This window comes from Mycolicibacterium flavescens, from assembly GCF_001722335.1.
Taxonomy (GTDB): Bacteria; Actinomycetota; Actinomycetes; order Mycobacteriales; family Mycobacteriaceae; genus Mycobacterium; species Mycobacterium flavescens.
Map to the genome: position 1 here is coordinate 233892 of NZ_MIHA01000003.1, position 14583 is coordinate 248474.

At 68.7% G+C, this 14583-nt stretch carries 14 protein-coding genes; 6 read left to right on the forward strand and 8 right to left on the reverse strand.

The features are described 5' to 3' along the window. Positions 1–28 precede the first annotated feature (28 nt). The gene (locus BHQ18_RS05585; RefSeq protein WP_069412576.1) at positions 29–1708 is read right to left on the reverse strand and encodes an Hsp70 family protein; all 1680 of its coding nucleotides are present in this window, start codon (positions 1706–1708) and stop codon (positions 29–31) included. Between the two features lie 113 nt (positions 1709–1821). Between BHQ18_RS05585 and BHQ18_RS05590 the strand changes: the two genes are divergently transcribed. After that, positions 1822–3327 (forward strand): FAD-dependent oxidoreductase, encoded by a 1506-nt coding sequence (locus tag BHQ18_RS05590; protein ID WP_069412577.1) that lies wholly within the window; start codon positions 1822–1824, stop codon positions 3325–3327. On the opposite strand, the gene BHQ18_RS05595 is transcribed toward BHQ18_RS05590, so the two are convergent. Beyond that, positions 3311–4012: a DUF3159 domain-containing protein gene (locus BHQ18_RS05595; RefSeq protein ID WP_069412721.1), complete on the reverse strand. Its 702-nt coding sequence runs from the start codon at positions 4010–4012 to the stop codon at positions 3311–3313. The two genes, BHQ18_RS05590 and BHQ18_RS05595, sit on opposite strands and share 17 nt — an antisense overlap. 106 nt (positions 4013–4118) lie before the next feature. On the opposite strand from BHQ18_RS05595, the gene BHQ18_RS05600 reads away from it, so the two are divergent. Next, positions 4119–4577 (forward strand): nuclear transport factor 2 family protein, encoded by a 459-nt coding sequence (locus BHQ18_RS05600; RefSeq protein WP_069412578.1) that lies wholly within the window; start codon positions 4119–4121, stop codon positions 4575–4577. A 1-nt stretch (position 4578) separates the two neighbouring features. Here BHQ18_RS05600 and BHQ18_RS05605 read toward each other — a convergent pair whose 3' ends face one another. The 3 genes from BHQ18_RS05605 to BHQ18_RS05615 are packed head-to-tail and all read right to left on the reverse strand — an operon-like array spanning position 4579 to position 6659. Beyond that, entirely contained in the window at positions 4579–5232 is a 654-nt protein-coding gene (locus BHQ18_RS05605; protein WP_069412579.1) for a L,D-transpeptidase family protein, read from the reverse strand. A 9-nt stretch (positions 5233–5241) separates the two neighbouring features. Further along, a complete protein-coding gene (locus tag BHQ18_RS05610; protein WP_069412580.1) occupies positions 5242–6069 on the reverse strand; it encodes an SRPBCC family protein in 828 nt (275 codons plus the stop codon). Next, positions 6060–6659 carry a winged helix-turn-helix domain-containing protein gene (locus tag BHQ18_RS05615; protein WP_069412722.1) on the reverse strand — a complete coding sequence of 200 codons (600 nt, stop codon included), beginning with the start codon at positions 6657–6659 and terminating at the stop codon, positions 6060–6062. The genes BHQ18_RS05610 and BHQ18_RS05615 overlap by 10 nt, the downstream gene beginning before the upstream one ends. A gap of 59 nt (positions 6660–6718) precedes the next feature. Here BHQ18_RS05615 and BHQ18_RS05620 point away from each other — a divergent pair, with 59 nt between their 5' ends. Next, a complete protein-coding gene (locus tag BHQ18_RS05620) occupies positions 6719–8209 on the forward strand; it encodes a bifunctional phosphatase PAP2/diacylglycerol kinase family protein (protein WP_069412581.1) in 1491 nt (496 codons plus the stop codon). On the opposite strand, the gene BHQ18_RS05625 is transcribed toward BHQ18_RS05620, so the two are convergent. Next, entirely contained in the window at positions 8163–8834 is a 672-nt protein-coding gene (locus BHQ18_RS05625) for a phosphatase PAP2 family protein (RefSeq protein WP_069412582.1), read from the reverse strand. The genes BHQ18_RS05620 and BHQ18_RS05625 overlap by 47 nt on opposite strands. A 48-nt stretch (positions 8835–8882) precedes the next feature. Here BHQ18_RS05625 and BHQ18_RS05630 point away from each other — a divergent pair, with 48 nt between their 5' ends. Then, entirely contained in the window at positions 8883–9365 is a 483-nt protein-coding gene (locus BHQ18_RS05630; protein WP_069412583.1) for a hypothetical protein, read from the forward strand. Between the two features lie 111 nt (positions 9366–9476). Here BHQ18_RS05630 and BHQ18_RS05635 read toward each other — a convergent pair whose 3' ends face one another. Further along, the gene (locus tag BHQ18_RS05635; protein ID WP_411550514.1) at positions 9477–11399 is read right to left on the reverse strand and encodes an HNH endonuclease signature motif containing protein; all 1923 of its coding nucleotides are present in this window, start codon (positions 11397–11399) and stop codon (positions 9477–9479) included. 152 nt (positions 11400–11551) lie between these two features. Between BHQ18_RS05635 and BHQ18_RS05640 the strand changes: the two genes are divergently transcribed. Then, the gene (locus tag BHQ18_RS05640; RefSeq protein WP_069412584.1) at positions 11552–12916 is read left to right on the forward strand and encodes a sulfatase family protein; all 1365 of its coding nucleotides are present in this window, start codon (positions 11552–11554) and stop codon (positions 12914–12916) included. Between the two features lie 65 nt (positions 12917–12981). Next, complete coding sequence (gene stf0, locus BHQ18_RS05645) at positions 12982–13785, forward strand: trehalose 2-sulfotransferase (RefSeq protein ID WP_069412585.1); 804 nt, start codon at positions 12982–12984, stop codon at positions 13783–13785. Here the strand turns inward: stf0 and BHQ18_RS05650 are convergent, their stop codons facing one another. Then, positions 13786–14547, reverse strand: a complete 762-nt coding sequence (locus BHQ18_RS05650) for a trans-aconitate 2-methyltransferase (RefSeq protein ID WP_069412586.1) — start codon at positions 14545–14547, stop codon at positions 13786–13788. Between the last annotated feature and the right edge of the window lie 36 nt (positions 14548–14583).

A 14583-nucleotide genomic window follows, 5' to 3' on the forward strand; every position in this document is an offset into this window, starting at 1 on the left:
AAGCGTACCCGCGTCGTTCCCGCCGCACCTAGGGCGCGGGAACCGGGATCGGTATCGGGACGGGCACGAACGGGACCGTCAGATAGGTGGTCGTCATCGGCGTTGTCGCCGGGGTCGTCGTAGTGGTTGTCGGGGTAGTGGTTGTCGGGGTGGTGGTCGTAGTCGTCGTGGTCGTGGTGGTGGTACTTGGCGTCGTTGTCGTAGTCGTTGTGGTTGTCGTGGTCGTGGTTGTCGTGGTGGTGGTCGCCGGGGCCGCGGTCGTGATGATCGTGGTCTCGGTGACCGGCGGCGGCGGTGGCGGGGGCGGCGCGCTGGTCACCGTGACGGTTTCCAGCGGCGGGGGCGCCTGCACCGGAAGCGGCGGTTCGGCGGACGCGGGCACCGGCGCGGGTGGTGACGCCGTCGTGCGCGGTACCTCGCTGACACCGGTGCTGCCGGTCGAACTGGTCAGCGCGATCGCCACCCCGCCGACGGCGACCAGCGCGATCGCCGCCGCCGCACCGAACACCAGGCCCGGAAGGCGTTGCCACGCGCGCGGTTGGTCGATCGGCCCGGTGGCGGGGACGTACTGCACCGGCGGACGCAGCGACCCAGTGTCGTACGCCGGCGCGTAAGACTCCGTGTACGGCACCGGCTCGTCGGCCGGGGCCTCGTCCTGCGACCACGCCAACGCCGGGGCCGCAGGCGCGACGCCGGTTTCGGCCTCGGGCGCCGACACCGGCGCCAGACCGGTGGCGGCCTCCGCGGCCGTCGCCTGCGCACCCCACGCCACGGCCCCCATGGCCGCGTCGAGTCCCGGTTGTGTCGTGACGATCACCGGCACACCGGTGTGCGCCGCAAGCCGCGGTACGACGGCGGGGATGCTCGCGCCGCCGCCGACCGCCACCACCGCAGCGAGGTCACGGTGCCCGATCCCGTTGCGCTGCAACGTCGTATCCAACGCAGCCAGCACGCCGTCGAGCGGGCCGGCGAGCACCGCCTCCACATCCGCACGCGTCACATGGACGTCGGCACGGTGTCCCGGCAACTCCGCGACGAGGTCGGTGGCCGTCACGGCGGACAGCCGTTCCTTGGCGGCGCGGCACTCTTCGCGCAGCTTGGTCAGCGATCCCACCGACGCGGTGGCGGCCGGGTCGACGTGAGACGACAGCCCGTCGACGATGCGGGCCAGCAGCATCTGGTCGATCGAGGCCCCGGAGAGTTCGGTGTCGCGGGTGGTCTCGTCGATCGCCTCGAACGCCGCGCCGGCGTCGGCGAGCGTGATGCTGGTGCCCCCGCCGCCGAAGTCGAGCAGCGCCACCACACCGGCCGCGGGCAGCGCGGGGTCACTCTGCAGTGCGGTCAGCGACGCGGCGGCGTCGGGCACCAGCCGCGCGGACGCCAGCATCGGGTGCGCCCGCAGCGCGGTGCGCAGCGCGCGGAGCGGCGCGGCTGCCCAGTGCGAGGGGACCGCGAGCGTCAGCGTGCTCGGCGCGTCACCGGCGGCACCGACCAGCGCGGCCAGCGCTTCGACCAGCAGCTGTTCGGCCGGATACGCCGAGCCGTCGGCGGCAACCAGAGGCACCGGGTCGCCGATCCGCTCGACGAAGCCGGTGAGGGTCTCGCCGCCCGGCAGGGTGAGCACCGAACGACGGATCACGGGTTGATTGCCGACGCGTACCGCGACCAGATTCGTCGTCCCGATCGACAACCCCAGGGGGTCGCTCATAACGGACCACACCCTAGCCGTCCGGCGCACCCGGATCGCCCCGACACTCCGGGTGGCGAACCGCGTTCGGCGGCGGCCGTTTTGGGCGTCGGCAAACGGGTACCTGCAAGTCCATGACTTCCCTGTGGCTGGCAAACCGCGTCGAGCAAGCGGCACCGGTCGACCCGCCGCCCGAATCCGAACGATCCGCCGACGTCGTGGTGGTCGGCGCGGGGATCACCGGGTTGATCACCGCGGTCCTTCTGGCACGCGCCGGCAAGGACGTCATGGTGGTCGAGGCGTTCCGGGTGGGTGCGGGTGCCACGGGAAACACGACGGCCAAGATCAGCCTGCTGCAGAGCACGAAGCTGTCCAAGATCGTGTCCAAGCACGGCGCCAAGACCGCCCGCCAGTACGTGGAGGGCAACCGCGAGGGCTTGGAGTGGCTGGTGGGGCACTGCGAAGCGCACGGGTTGTCGGTGCAGCGGGAGGACGCCTTCACCTATGCGCAGTCCGAGCAGGGCGTGGCGATGGTGCGCGACGAACTTGAGGCCTGCGAGGCGGCGGGGCTCGACGTCGACTGGGTCGACGACGCCGATGTGCCGTTCCCGTTCCACGGCGCGGTCCGCCTGCCCGAGCAGGCTCAGTTCGACCCGATGCCGCTGCTCGACAGCCTGGTCGTCGAGCTCGAGGAACGCGGCGGGCGGTTGGTGCAAGGCGTTCGGGTGCAGAAGGTTTCGACCGACGGCGAAGGGTTGACGCTCGACGTGCGGACCCAGGCGGGCAGCGAGTTCGAGATCCGCGGCAAGCAGTGCGTGCTGGCCACCGGGATTCCGATCCTCGACCGCGGCGGTTTCTTCGCCCGCCTCAAACCGCAACGCTCGTACTGCATGGCCTACAAGGTGCCCGGCACCATCACCCGCGGCATGTACATCTCCGCCGACTCGCCGACCCGCTCACTGCGGTACGCGCCGACCCCCGACGGCGATCGACTCATCGCCGGCGGCGCGGGCCATCCCGTCGGCCACGAGAAGAGCCCGTCGTCGTCGGTGCAGGAGCTCGACCAGTGGACCAAACTGCACTACCCCGGCGCCATGCAGACGCATTACTGGTCGGCACAGGACTATTCGCCGATCGACGAGCTACCCTACGTCGGCCCGATCCTTCCCGGTAACGAGAAGATCTTCGTCGCAACGGGTTTCGACAAGTGGGGCATGACCAACGGGACCGCCGCCGCGCTGGCGCTGTCGAGCCGGATCCTGGGCGGGCGGATGGACTGGGCCGAGGCGTTCGACAGCTGGAGTCCCCATGAGCTCTCCGGCATCCCGAAAGCGCTGCAGACCAACGCCCAGGTCGGGCTCTATCTGGCGCGGGGCTGGATCACCCCGGTCACCCGGATCGGCAACCGCACTCCCGAGGAGGGCGGCGTGGTCAGCGGTCCGCCGTGGGATCTGGAGGCGCGCAGCGTGGTCGACGGTTGCGAGTACCGGGTGTCACCGGTGTGCCCGCACCTGGGTGGCATCGTCAACTGGAACGACGCCGACGAATCGTGGGAGTGCCCGCTGCACGGGTCGCGCTTCGCGCCCGACGGCACTCTGCTCGAAGGCCCGGCGACGCGCAATCTCACCGCGGCTCGGTAGCTTTCACCGGTTCGGGCAGGAACCGCCGCACGGCGATCGACCCGAGGACGCCGACCACGATCAGCGCGATGCCGACGGTGTCGGACACTTCATCCGACACCCAGCCGACGATGCCGGTGATCGTGACGAACGGCGGCAGCCAGTCGATGGTGCCCGCCCACGAATTCGTCTCCGCCATCGCGTAATCGGGGTAGAACTCGGTGAACGACGCGGCGAACACGACCGCGCCGATCGGGATGATCCAGGCGGTCCAGAAGTTGTCGTTGTCGCCCAGCACCGCGTCCCCGATGCCGCCCGCGACCGCCGAGACCACGAACGCGCCGGCCCAGGCGCCGGTGATCGCGAAGTTGATGCGCCGGAACGCGTCGGTGTCCCAGTGCTCGGGCGGTGTGGTGTCCTTGGCGTAGGCCATGGTGAACGGGCGACGGGCGATCAGCGTGCCGACGGCGAAGACGGCCAGCACGATGTTGCTCAGTTCGCCGGCCCACAGCTGCAGCCAGTCGATCACGGTGTCCGGTGCGAGCAGTCCGAGCACGGCCAGGACTCCGAAGTACCCGACCGTCAGCGCCTCGAGCGAATGCACGGCGACACCGCGGCGCGTGCCGACCCAGAGTGTCAGCAGCGCCAGGCCGAGGGCTGCCGCTGCGGACTCCTCGAACCGGCCCGGGCCGGCGATCACCGCCATCAGAATCCACGGTGCCAGCCCCGAGAACGGAGATCTGACGTAGCCGTCAAGCAGTTTCACGGTCCGGATCGTACGCGCTGGTGCGGGGTTGTGCTGCAATGTCGGGATGGGTGACATCGATGAGATCCAGCAAGTGAAGTTCCGCTATCTGCGGGCACTCGACACCAAGCACTGGGATGACTTCGCCGCGACGCTGACCGAGGACGTGGTCGGCAAGTACGGCGAGTCGATCGGGGAGGAGCACCACTTCACCGACCGCGACGAGTTGGTCACCTTCATGCGCAATTCGCTGGGGCCCGAGATCATCACCGAGCACCGGGTGACCCACCCCGAGATCACCGTCGACGGTGACGAGGCGACCGGCACGTGGTACCTGCAGGACCGGGTGATCGCGGCCGACTTCAACTTCATGCTGATCGGCGCGGGTTTCTACCACGACCGGTACCGCAGGACCGCTGAGGGCTGGAAGATCTGCGAGACGGGTTATGACCGCACCTACGACGCGTCGATGTCGCTGGACGCGCTCAACTTCAAGGTGAAACCCGGTCGCGCGCTGAATATCTGAGCTACTGCGAGATCGCGATCACTGCGCCCGGCCGCAGCCAGCGCATGATGTCGACCAGCGTCTTGTCGTCGATCGCCACGCATCCCGCGGTCGGTCCGCCGTCGGTGGCGTGCAGGAAGAACGCGCCACCGTTGCCGGGCACCCGCGCCTTGTTGACACCCATGACGACCGCGTGCACGTACTGCGGGATCTGCAGGTTCTCGGTGCCGCTGGCGGGGTCGGTGTCGAACGGGCACTTCGACTTCTCGCAGATCTGCATGGTGTTGTAGGTCGGGCTTTTCATGTCGCCGTCCCACCAGTGGTTGGGCCCGACCTGGACGTACTGCAGGCCGCCGCCGGGATTGGGCGCGGTGCCGAACGCGAAGTCGAGCGTGAAAACCCCCATCGGAGTCTTCATCTGGCCGTCGTGGGTCTGCGGCGCCATCCCGTTCGCACCGATCCAGGCCGGGATCCCGGCGGCGACGGGCTGCCACCCCGCGGCGGTGCGTTGGTAGACGTCCATCTTGGCCTTCGAACCGCCAACGCCGACAACGGAAATCACCTGTGTCGCCCGGCCGACGGACTGAGCGAACCACGGCGTCATCTGAGCGCCGGCGACGGGTGCCGCCAGCACGGACAGCACCGCCACACAGAGCAACGTCAGCAGCCGGCGCACCGGCTCATGCTAAGTGCCGGCGGGCTCCGGTTGGAGTAGGCCACGCAGCCATGTCGACCATCCGGGTTGTTCGGCGTCCGCGATCTGTTGGGCGTCGTCGCCGTAGAAGTAGATGGTGACCATGGCGAGCGCCTCCTCACCGACCGTGCAGGCGCCGATGATCGCGACACCGGGCGCGGGTTGTTCCAGGCGCATCATCAGGTCCCGGTTATGGCCGTCCTGGTGGACGCGGCGGACCACACCGGCGAGCCGGGGCGCATCCGCCGGTGTTTCGCGACGCTCGCCGACGTCGGCGCCGGCCAGGCCGAGCGCCTCGGTGAGCCTCCTCCACGCCTGCAGCTCGCTGACCGGCCCCTGGCCCGCGGAGTGCACCAAAGCCGATCGGGCGCCGGGAAAATCGGCGAGATAGACCTTGAGCACCTCGTAGAAGCCGGGCCACCCACCCTCGAAGCTCTCGAGTTCGTCGTCCCAGTCGTCGCGGTCGGTGAACAGGCTGTGCACCATGCGGACCACGCACCGGTCACCCGAGCGGCTGGTGACGGTCACCTCGGTGGCCACCGGCGGCGCGTCGCCGCTCCAGCCGTACTCCTCGTAGGCGAACCGGTTCGGCGGGTCCCAGCCGGTGACGCGGCCGGTCTGGATGGCCTCACCGCAGTTCACGTCGCCGAAGTTGAACTGGACGGCGCCGCCGACGTGTTCCTCGACCGACGTCGTCGTGAACCAGGAACTCATCCCGGCGCCGGTGGCGATCGCCTGCCAGACCTGTTCCGGCGTGCCGGGCACGAGGACTTCCGTCGCGACCCAGCGCCGGCCGGATTCGTCCTTGTTCAAGGGCATTTCGTGTCCTCCTCCTGCGGTTGCGGATAGGCGGCCACGAGTAGGCGGTAGCCGCGGGCGTTCGGATCGGATTCGTCGTGGTATTTCGCCGCCAGAGTGGTGACGGCCTCGGAGAGGTCGCGGGTGAACGCGGCCCGGTCGGCGGGTGAGCGGAACCGGATCGCGGTGTCGATCGACAGCGTGGCCAGCCGCTTGTTCCGAGCGCGTGCAGCCGCCCACAGGTCGCCGACCTCGCGCACCGCGCGGGCGGCCAGCGCGATGAGGTAGCTCGCGGAGAGCCGGTCGTTGGTGCGGCCGGGGTCGGCGGCGACGGCGCCCATCGCGCCCGGTGAGACGACGTAGGACGTGGCGGTCGCGAGCAGGAGTCGCTCGCGCAGCCCGCCCCACTGGCGTTCACCGGCCTCGGCGACGAGCCGGTGCTGTTCGAGGGCGCGCAGGTGGTAGTTGACCTTCTGGCGCGAGATGCCGGTTCGGGAGGCCAGGGTGGCCGCCGAAGCCGGCTCGGTCAGTTCGGCGAGCAGGCGGTTGCGGATCGGATCCAGGGCGATCACCGCCGCAGCGGGGTCGGCGATCACCTCGACGTCGAGCATGACTGCCATGCTCGCCTTTGACAAGATTATTTGTCAATAGGTCTGGCTACGTTGAGGGAATGAATCTGCTGCCCACTCGGCGCCGGCGCGGTTTCCGGCAGATCGGCGAAGGTCTCGGCACGCTCGACCGCGAGGTGTTCGAGGCCATCGCCGAGTCCCCGAGCCCGCTGCTGGACTCGGTGATGCCGCCGCTGACCCGCGCCGCGGACCATTCGAAGTTGTGGTTCGCGATCGCGGCGGCGTTGGCGGCGTTCGGGACCCCGTCGGTCAAGCGCGGCGCCAACCGCGGGGTGGTGAGCCTGGCGGTGACCAGCCTGGTCACCAACCAGGGCGCCAAGCGGATCTGGCGGCGGCAGCGGCCGAACTGGGTGCTGGTGCCGTTGACCCGGCAGGTGCGTCGGATGCCGACGTCGAACTCGCTGCCGTCGGGGCACTCGGCGAGTGCGGCGGCGTTCGCCGTGGGGGTTGGGTTGGAGAGCCCGGCGGTCGGACTGGGTTTGGCGCTGCTGGCGGGTCTGGTCGGGATGTCGAGGGTCGCGACGGGTGCGCACTATCCGGGCGATGTGTTGGCGGGCTTCGGGCTCGGCGCGGCGGTGGCGGTGTTTGGTGGTCGGGTGGTGCCGACCGCGGTGCCGACGCGGATTCCGGCCGCGGACCCGCTGTGGGTGGAGACGCCGCAACGCCCCGACGGCGAGGGCGTGGTGCTGGTGGTCAATCCCGCATCGGGCAGCGGTACGGGCGCACGCATTCTCGACGAAGTGCGAGAAGCCTTGCCGCGGGCGGAGATCGTGGAGTTGTCCGATGACGACGACATCGACGAGAAATTGCGGTCCGCGACGCAGCGTGCCGAGGTGCTGGCGATCGGCGGCGGCGACGGGACGGTGTCGTGTGCGGCGGCGGCCGCGGTCGACGCCGGTATCCCGCTGGCGGTGTTTCCCGGCGGGACGTTCAACCACTTCGCGAAGGACATCGGGTGTGACACCGTCGAGAAGACCGTGCAGGCGATCCGCGAAGGCAAGGTCAGCTGCGTGGATCTGGTGTGCCTCAACGAGAAGCAGATGCTGCTGAACACCGCGAGCATCGGCGCGTATCCGATGTTCGTGCAGACCCGCGAGAAGAACGAGCATCGGATCGGCAAGCCGCTGGCGGGGATGTACGCGATGTTTCATACGCTGCGGCACGGTGAGCCGGTGCGAATCAGCTACGACAACAAGACACTTCAGACGTCGTTGTTCTTCCTCGGCAACTCGACGTATCTGCCGTCGGGTTTTGCGCCGTCGCGGCGGACACGGATGGACGACGGGCTGATCGATGTGCGGATCCTGGAGACAGGTCGCCGGTTCAGCAGGTTGCGGATCCTGCTCGACCTGGCGTTGGGACGGCTGGAGCGGAGCCCGCTGTACCACGAGATGCGGGTGCCCGAGTTCCGGTTCACGGCGGTCGACGGGCCGACCGTTCTCGCACATGACGGTGAGGTCGGCGCCGAGGTGACCGAGGCGAGTTTCAGCGTGCGGTACCGGGCGCTTGCGGTGTTTCGTCCCGCTGCGTGACCGGGCGGTTCGGAGGCGCGAGGAGTAGGCAGGTGACGAAGTATGCGTAGCCCAGGGCCCAGCCGGCGAGGACGTCGGAGGGATGGTGGACGTTGAGCACGACGCGACCGACGCCGATCGCGATGACGATGAGGGCGCCGGCGCCGATCAGGTATCCGCGCAACGGCTTTCGGACGGTGGGGAGCGCGACGGTGAGCAGTGCGGCGACGGCGACCAGGACGCCGAGCGCGTGACCGGAGGGGAACGAGGTGCCCAGCGCGGTGACGAACGCGGTGTCGGGCCGCGGTCGGTCGGCGGCGGCCTTGGCGAGCTCGGTGACAAGGCCGGCGAGTTCAACGGTGAGGAACAGGAACAGCGCAAGGCGGAAGCTGCGGCGGATCAGCGCGACGATGATCAGCACGGCGGTGGCGAGGCGGAACGCACCGGGTCCCAGCAGCGTGCAGAAGATGTCCCAGCCGAGGACCCAGCCGGGATGGTCGGAGCCGTAGCGGTGGAAGGGGTTCAGCGCGGCGGAGTCCACGGTCGTCACCCAGTTCCATTGTTGGGCGACGGCGATCCACAGCAGCGCGTACAGCGCGAGCGCGGCCAATGCCGATCCGACAAGCCACGTCCGCTTCGATGCCACGGTCTCAGCTCTACCACCTCGCCGGCCGTGCGGTTAGGGTGACTGCCCATGCCCGTGTTCCTGCGCAAGTTGTTCCGCATCGGCGGGCTCACCGATGAGGTCCGCGCGGAGGTGGAAGCCGAGGGAGTGCTGTTCGTCGCCGAGTATCTGCCGGTGACGCGGCGGTTCAGCGGCAAGATCCCGGGCCGACGCGCGAAGGGCAACGTGACGAGCTACGCGGGATCGCTGGCGCTGACCAACCGGCGGGTGCTGGGCACGCTGTCGACGGTGCCGAAGCTGGCCGGCCGGACGATCGATCAGCGGTGGGACGCGACGCAGCAGGGCGCGGTGACCGCGGAGCTGTCGGCGACAGGCTTGACTCTCGACGTGGATCTGCCCGCGGTGGATTCGCGTTTCAGCGGCGAACTTTCAATGCACTATAAAGTCGCCATACCCGAGGATGTGCTGATGCGGCTCCCGCGTCGGACGCTGGCATTCGACGTGCCGCCCGAGTACGTGTTCCGCACCGTCGGGGTCCCGTACGACCCGTAAGTTCGAATCATATTGCGCCACAGCGCAGTATCTGGTCGAGCGCAAGGCTCGGCGCATGCCTCTAGCCCGGATGACCCTTTCTCTGGTCACCGGGTTCGAGGCGTGGACCCGTCAGGCCGCGTGGCCGCCGGGTGGTGAGGGTCCGCCGGGATGGTCGGCGGGGTCCGGCGGTGGGGGGTCGGCACCGGCCTCGGTGTGGTGGTCTTGGCCCGCGGGTTCTGTGGTCCCGGCCGGCTCGGATTGTTCATCGTCGTCGCCGGGGTCCGGCGGTGGCGGGTCGGCGCTGGCTTCTGTGTAGTGGTCTTGGTTGGCCGGTTGCGGACCATCCAGCTCTAGGCCGCTCTCGTCGATCGGGTCTGCCGGTGACGCAGCGCGGTCCGCATAGGCCGGCTCCGTGGCCTCGGAGTGCTCGAACGGTTCACCGTCGTCGTAGACGTCTACCGGTGACGCGGTGGCGTCAGCTTCGGCGTGGTCTGTATCGCCCGGTTCGGTGGGCTCGAATGGTTCAGCGTCTGCCGGTGGCGCAGCGCGGTCTGCATCGGCCGCCTTTATGGCCGCGGTGTGCTCGAACGGCTCATCGTCGTGGTCGGCGGCGCCTGCCGGGGGTGTGGTGGTGTCGGTTTGGAGGTGGCGGTTGCGTTTGGCCGCTTCGGCGGCCGGGTCGAAGGGTTCCTCGTCGTCGGGGCGTAGGAGCAGTTCGGGGCGGTGGTGGTAGTTCAGGCGGGCCTGGCCGGTGTCCAGCGGGGGTGGGGGTAGCCATTCCACGTCGTGGCGTTGGCTCATCCGGGTGGTCCAGCCGCCGTCATTGTTGACGCTGCGGTTATCGGGCCCACACGCCAGGCCGAGCTCATCGACGTTGGTCTGACCCCCGTCGGTCCAGTCGTCGGTGACGTGATGAGCTTGACATCCATACGCGCCGACGGTGCAGCCGGGTTTGGTGCAGCCCCCGTCGCGGGCGATCAGCATGATCCGCTGCGCGCGGCTGGCGGTGCGCTTGGCGCGGTACAGGTTCAACGCTGAGCCGGTGGCCCGGTCGAACACCGCCAGATAGTGGCGGGCGTGAGCGGCCATGCGCACCACATCATCGATCGGGACCACGGTGCCCCCGCCGGTGGTCCCGATCCCGGCCCGCGATTCCAGGTCCTGCAGGGTGGTGCGGATGATGACGGAGACCGGTAGCCCGTTGAGTTGGCCCAGATCCCCACTCATCAAGGCGATCCGCCCGACGGCCAGGATCGCGTCATGCTGGCGTTGGGACAGGCTGCGGTGATCGTTGTCGATCTGCGCCTGGGTCGGTGTACCCGAGATGCAGGGCTCCTCGTCGGCGGGGTTGCACATACCGGGAGCGGCGAACTTGGCGAACAACACCTCCCAAACCGCCCACGCTTCCGGGGTCATGGTGGCGCGTAGTTCGACCATGCCGTCGGCGCCTTGTTTGGATTTGGTCACGCTGCGTTTGCGGGCGCGTTCGGCCTCATCCGGGGCCGGGCCGTCCTGATCGATCAGAAACAACCGCAACGTGGCGGTGTCTTGCACCGCGCTGGGTCCGGCGGTGGCCGCACAACGCACCAGATCCAGTTCCAAGCTCTCGCGGGTCGCGGTGTCGACGAAGCCGGGCACCTTGTTCATCGCTTTGCGGATGACCTGCACATGCTCGGCGGTGATCAACCCATGCGCCTGAGCCGCCGCGGTGGCCGGCAACCGCGGCGGCAACACCTCTCCGGTGAATGCTTGGCGCGGGGCCAACAGCTCAGCCTCGGCCAGGCGCCGGTTGGCCTCACTGGTCGAGATGCGCCACCGCACACTCAAGGCTTCTCGCCACGATTTGGCGCCCAACGCCGCCGGAGTGGTCTCGGTCTGCAGGCGCGCCAACGCGCGGTGCTCGACCGCGGGCAGGCGGCACTTCACCGTTTCCAGTTCGTCGAGGACGGCGATCAGTTCCGGGGCGGTCGACAGGTCGAACTCGCAGGCCGCCAACCGATCAACCGCGGCGCGCAACCCGGCCAACGCGTCCTGCGACTCCGTCCCCGACATACTTCGAACATACATTCGACCACCGACAAGTAGAGGCCAAAACCTCACAGCTGGGGATCAATTCCCACTTGGGGATAAACGGGTGATTTGAACGGTTGCGGATCCGCCCCGACCCCAGTGAGGTAGACGCACGACAACGAAAGGATGCCGGTGTGACGGACAGGCGGCGAGACAACGTGCTGATCGTGCACTGGCACGACCTGGGCCGGCATCTCGGCGTCTACGGCCACACCGACGTGTCCAGCCCGCACCTCGACCAATTGGCCGCCGAGGGCATCCTATTTACCCGCGCGCACGCCACCGCTCCACTGTGCTCGCCATCGCGGGGCTCGCTGTTCACCGGCCGCTACCCACAGAGCAACGGGCTGCTCGGGCTCGCACACCACGGCTGGGAGTACCGCAGCGGCGTCCGCACGCTGCCCGCAATACTTTCCGAGAGTGGTTGGTACACCGCATTATTCGGTATGCAACACGAATCGTCGTACCCGGCCAAGCTCGGCTTCGACGAGTTCGACGTGTCCAATTCCTACTGCGACTACGTCGTCGAACGAGCCTCCAACTGGCTCACCACGCCGCCGGACAAACCCTTCCTGCTCACCGCAGGCTTCTTCGAGACACACCGACCGTATCCGCGTGAGCGTTACGAACCCGCCGACGCGGACACCGTCGCCGTACCGGACTACCTGCCCGAGACCGACGACGTCCGCCAGGACCTCGCGGACTTTTACGGAGCGATCACGTTCGCCGACGCCGCGGTCGGCCGGCTGCTCGACACACTGGCCGAGACCGGCCTCGACCGCAGCACCTGGGTGGTCTTCCTGACCGACCACGGCCCCGCCCTCCCCCGCGCCAAATCCACGCTCTACGACGCCGGAACCGGGATCGCGATGATCCTGCGGCCGCCGCGCGACGCCGATATCCCCGCACGCGTCTACGACGAATTGTTCAGCGGTGTCGACCTGGTGCCCACGCTCCTTGATCTTCTCGGCGTCGACATCCCGGCCGAAGTCGAGGGGCTCTCGCACGCCGATGCCCTCATCGCTGCGACACCGCCGGTCCGCACGGCCGTCTATACCGGCAAGACCTACCACGACTCGTTCGATCCCATCCGCGCCGTGCGCACGAAGGACTACAGCTACATCGAAAACTACGCGGCCCGTCCACTGTTGGATCTGCCCTGGGACATCGCCGACAGCGCCCCCGGCCGCGCCGTGGCGCCGCGGGTGGGCTCACCGCGGCCGGCCCGGGAACTCTACGACCTGACCGTCGACCCCACCGAAGCGCACAACCTGCTCGTCGGCGAGCGTGCGGCCCGGATCGAAGCGGTCGCCGACGAACTCGCGCTGCTACTCAACGACTGGCGGGTCAGGACCAACGACGTCATCCCGTCCGAGTTCGCAGGCACGCGGATTTCCGAGCGCTACACCGAAACCTATCTACGTATCCACGGTCCCACCGTCACCAGCCGCTCGGGCATCGCAGCGGAGCGCGGCATAGAGGACGAACACAACCGATAATTTCCCTCACAATGATCGAAACTAGCTGGCGCGCAATATGATCGACGTACCGCTAAGCTGCGCCGATGTCGACTCACCCGACGGCGTATCTCGTCCTGGCCTCACAGCGCAGCGGCAGCACCCTGCTCGTGGAGTCGCTGCGCGCGACAGGTGTCGCCGGGGAGCCCGCAGAGTTCTTCCAGTACTTGCCGACCACCAGCCAGTCCCCTCAGCCGCGGCAGTGGTTCGAGGGCGTCGACGACGCATCCATCCTGCGCCTGCTCGATCCACTCGACGACGGTAAACCCGACCTCGCGCCGCCGGAGATCTGGCGCGACTACGTCCGCACGGTCGGCCGCACCCCCAACGGCGTCTGGGGCGGCAAGCTGATGTGGAACCAGACGTCGCTGCTGCTCGAGCGCGCCGAAGGGCTCCCCGACCGCTCCGGCACCGGGCTGTTGTCGGCAATCCGCGACGTGATCGGCAGCGACCCGCTCCTGGTGCACGTCTACCGCCCCGACGTCGTGTCACAGGCGGTCTCGTTCTGGCGCGCAGTCCAGACCCGGGTGTGGCGCGGCCGGCCCGACCCGGTGCGCGATGCACGCGCCGAGTACCACGCCGGCGCGATCGCCCATGTGGTCACCATGCTGCGGGCACAAGAGGAAGGCTGGCGGAACTGGTTCGCCGAGGAAGGGGTCGCGCCGATGGAGGTCCCGTATCCGGTGCTGTGGCGCAACCTCACCCAGGTTGTGGGCGACGTCCTCGAAGCGCTCGGCCTCGACCGGCGGTTGGCACCGGCGCCGGTACTCGAGCGGCAGGCTGACCAACGCTCCGACGAATGGGTAGACCGCTACCGAAAAGAAGCCGAACGTCACTGCCTACCAACGTGATCAACCGACCTGCGCCACCACGAAGATCCGCCGGAACGGGAACAACGTCCGACCGTCCGGACGCCTAGGGTACGCCGCGGCCAGCAGCGGGATCAGCTCCGCGCGGAACTGCTCCCATTCGAGATCCGTGAGACGACTGTTCAGCGGTCGCAGCGCGGTTCCGGTGATCCACTCGAGCACCGGGTTCTCCCCGCTGAGCTCGTGGACGTACGTGGTCTCCCAGGCGTCGACGGCACAGCCGGCGTCGACGAGCAGCCCCGCGTATCCGACCGCATCCTCCACCTGTCCTTCACGAAACGGGAAATCGTGCAACGGCTCTGCCCATCGGTCACTGCGCGCGAGTTCGCGCACCGCCCGGTGTGACGGCGCATCGAAATTCCCCGGCACCTGCACCGCGATCCACGACCCGGTCGCCAACTCCCGTGCCCACCGGACCATCAGCGCCTGATGATCGGGCACCCAATGCAGCGTCGCGTTGCTGACCACGACCGCGGTGTCCGGCGCCGGGCTCCACTCGCGGACATCGCCCACCCGCGCGTCCAGACCCCGGTCCCGCGCCGCGGCCACCATCTCCGGTGAACTGTCCCACGCCTCGATCACCGCGCGCGGCCACCGCTGCGCGAGCGTCGCGGTCAGATTGCCCGGTCCGCAGCCGAGATCGACCACCCGCCGCGGGTCGTCGGCGTTGACACACGCCATCAGGTCGAAGAACGGGCGTCCGCGCTGATCGGCGAAGGCCAGATACGCGTCAGGGTTCCACATACGCCTCAGTCTGCACCGTTACTGCGTCAGGTCACT

Excerpts from the sequence above, each read along its gene's own strand:
- BHQ18_RS05585 (WP_069412576.1), bottom strand. The coding sequence starts at position 1,708 with ATGAGCGACCCCCTGGGGTTGTCGATCGGGACGACGAATCTGGTCGCG.
- BHQ18_RS05590 (WP_069412577.1), top strand. The coding sequence starts at position 1,822 with ATGACTTCCCTGTGGCTGGCAAACCGCGTCGAGCAAGCGGCACCGGTC.
- BHQ18_RS05595 (WP_069412721.1), bottom strand. The coding sequence starts at position 4,012 with ATGGCGGTGATCGCCGGCCCGGGCCGGTTCGAGGAGTCCGCAGCGGCA.
- BHQ18_RS05600 (WP_069412578.1), top strand. The coding sequence starts at position 4,119 with ATGGGTGACATCGATGAGATCCAGCAAGTGAAGTTCCGCTATCTGCGG.
- BHQ18_RS05610 (WP_069412580.1), bottom strand. The coding sequence starts at position 6,069 with ATGCCCTTGAACAAGGACGAATCCGGCCGGCGCTGGGTCGCGACGGAA.
- BHQ18_RS05615 (WP_069412722.1), bottom strand. The coding sequence starts at position 6,659 with ATGCTCGACGTCGAGGTGATCGCCGACCCCGCTGCGGCGGTGATCGCC.
- BHQ18_RS05620 (WP_069412581.1), top strand. The coding sequence starts at position 6,719 with ATGAATCTGCTGCCCACTCGGCGCCGGCGCGGTTTCCGGCAGATCGGC.
- BHQ18_RS05630 (WP_069412583.1), top strand. The coding sequence starts at position 8,883 with ATGCCCGTGTTCCTGCGCAAGTTGTTCCGCATCGGCGGGCTCACCGAT.
- BHQ18_RS05635 (WP_411550514.1), bottom strand. The coding sequence starts at position 11,399 with ATGTCGGGGACGGAGTCGCAGGACGCGTTGGCCGGGTTGCGCGCCGCG.
- stf0 (WP_069412585.1), top strand. The coding sequence starts at position 12,982 with ATGTCGACTCACCCGACGGCGTATCTCGTCCTGGCCTCACAGCGCAGC.
- BHQ18_RS05650 (WP_069412586.1), bottom strand. The coding sequence starts at position 14,547 with ATGTGGAACCCTGACGCGTATCTGGCCTTCGCCGATCAGCGCGGACGC.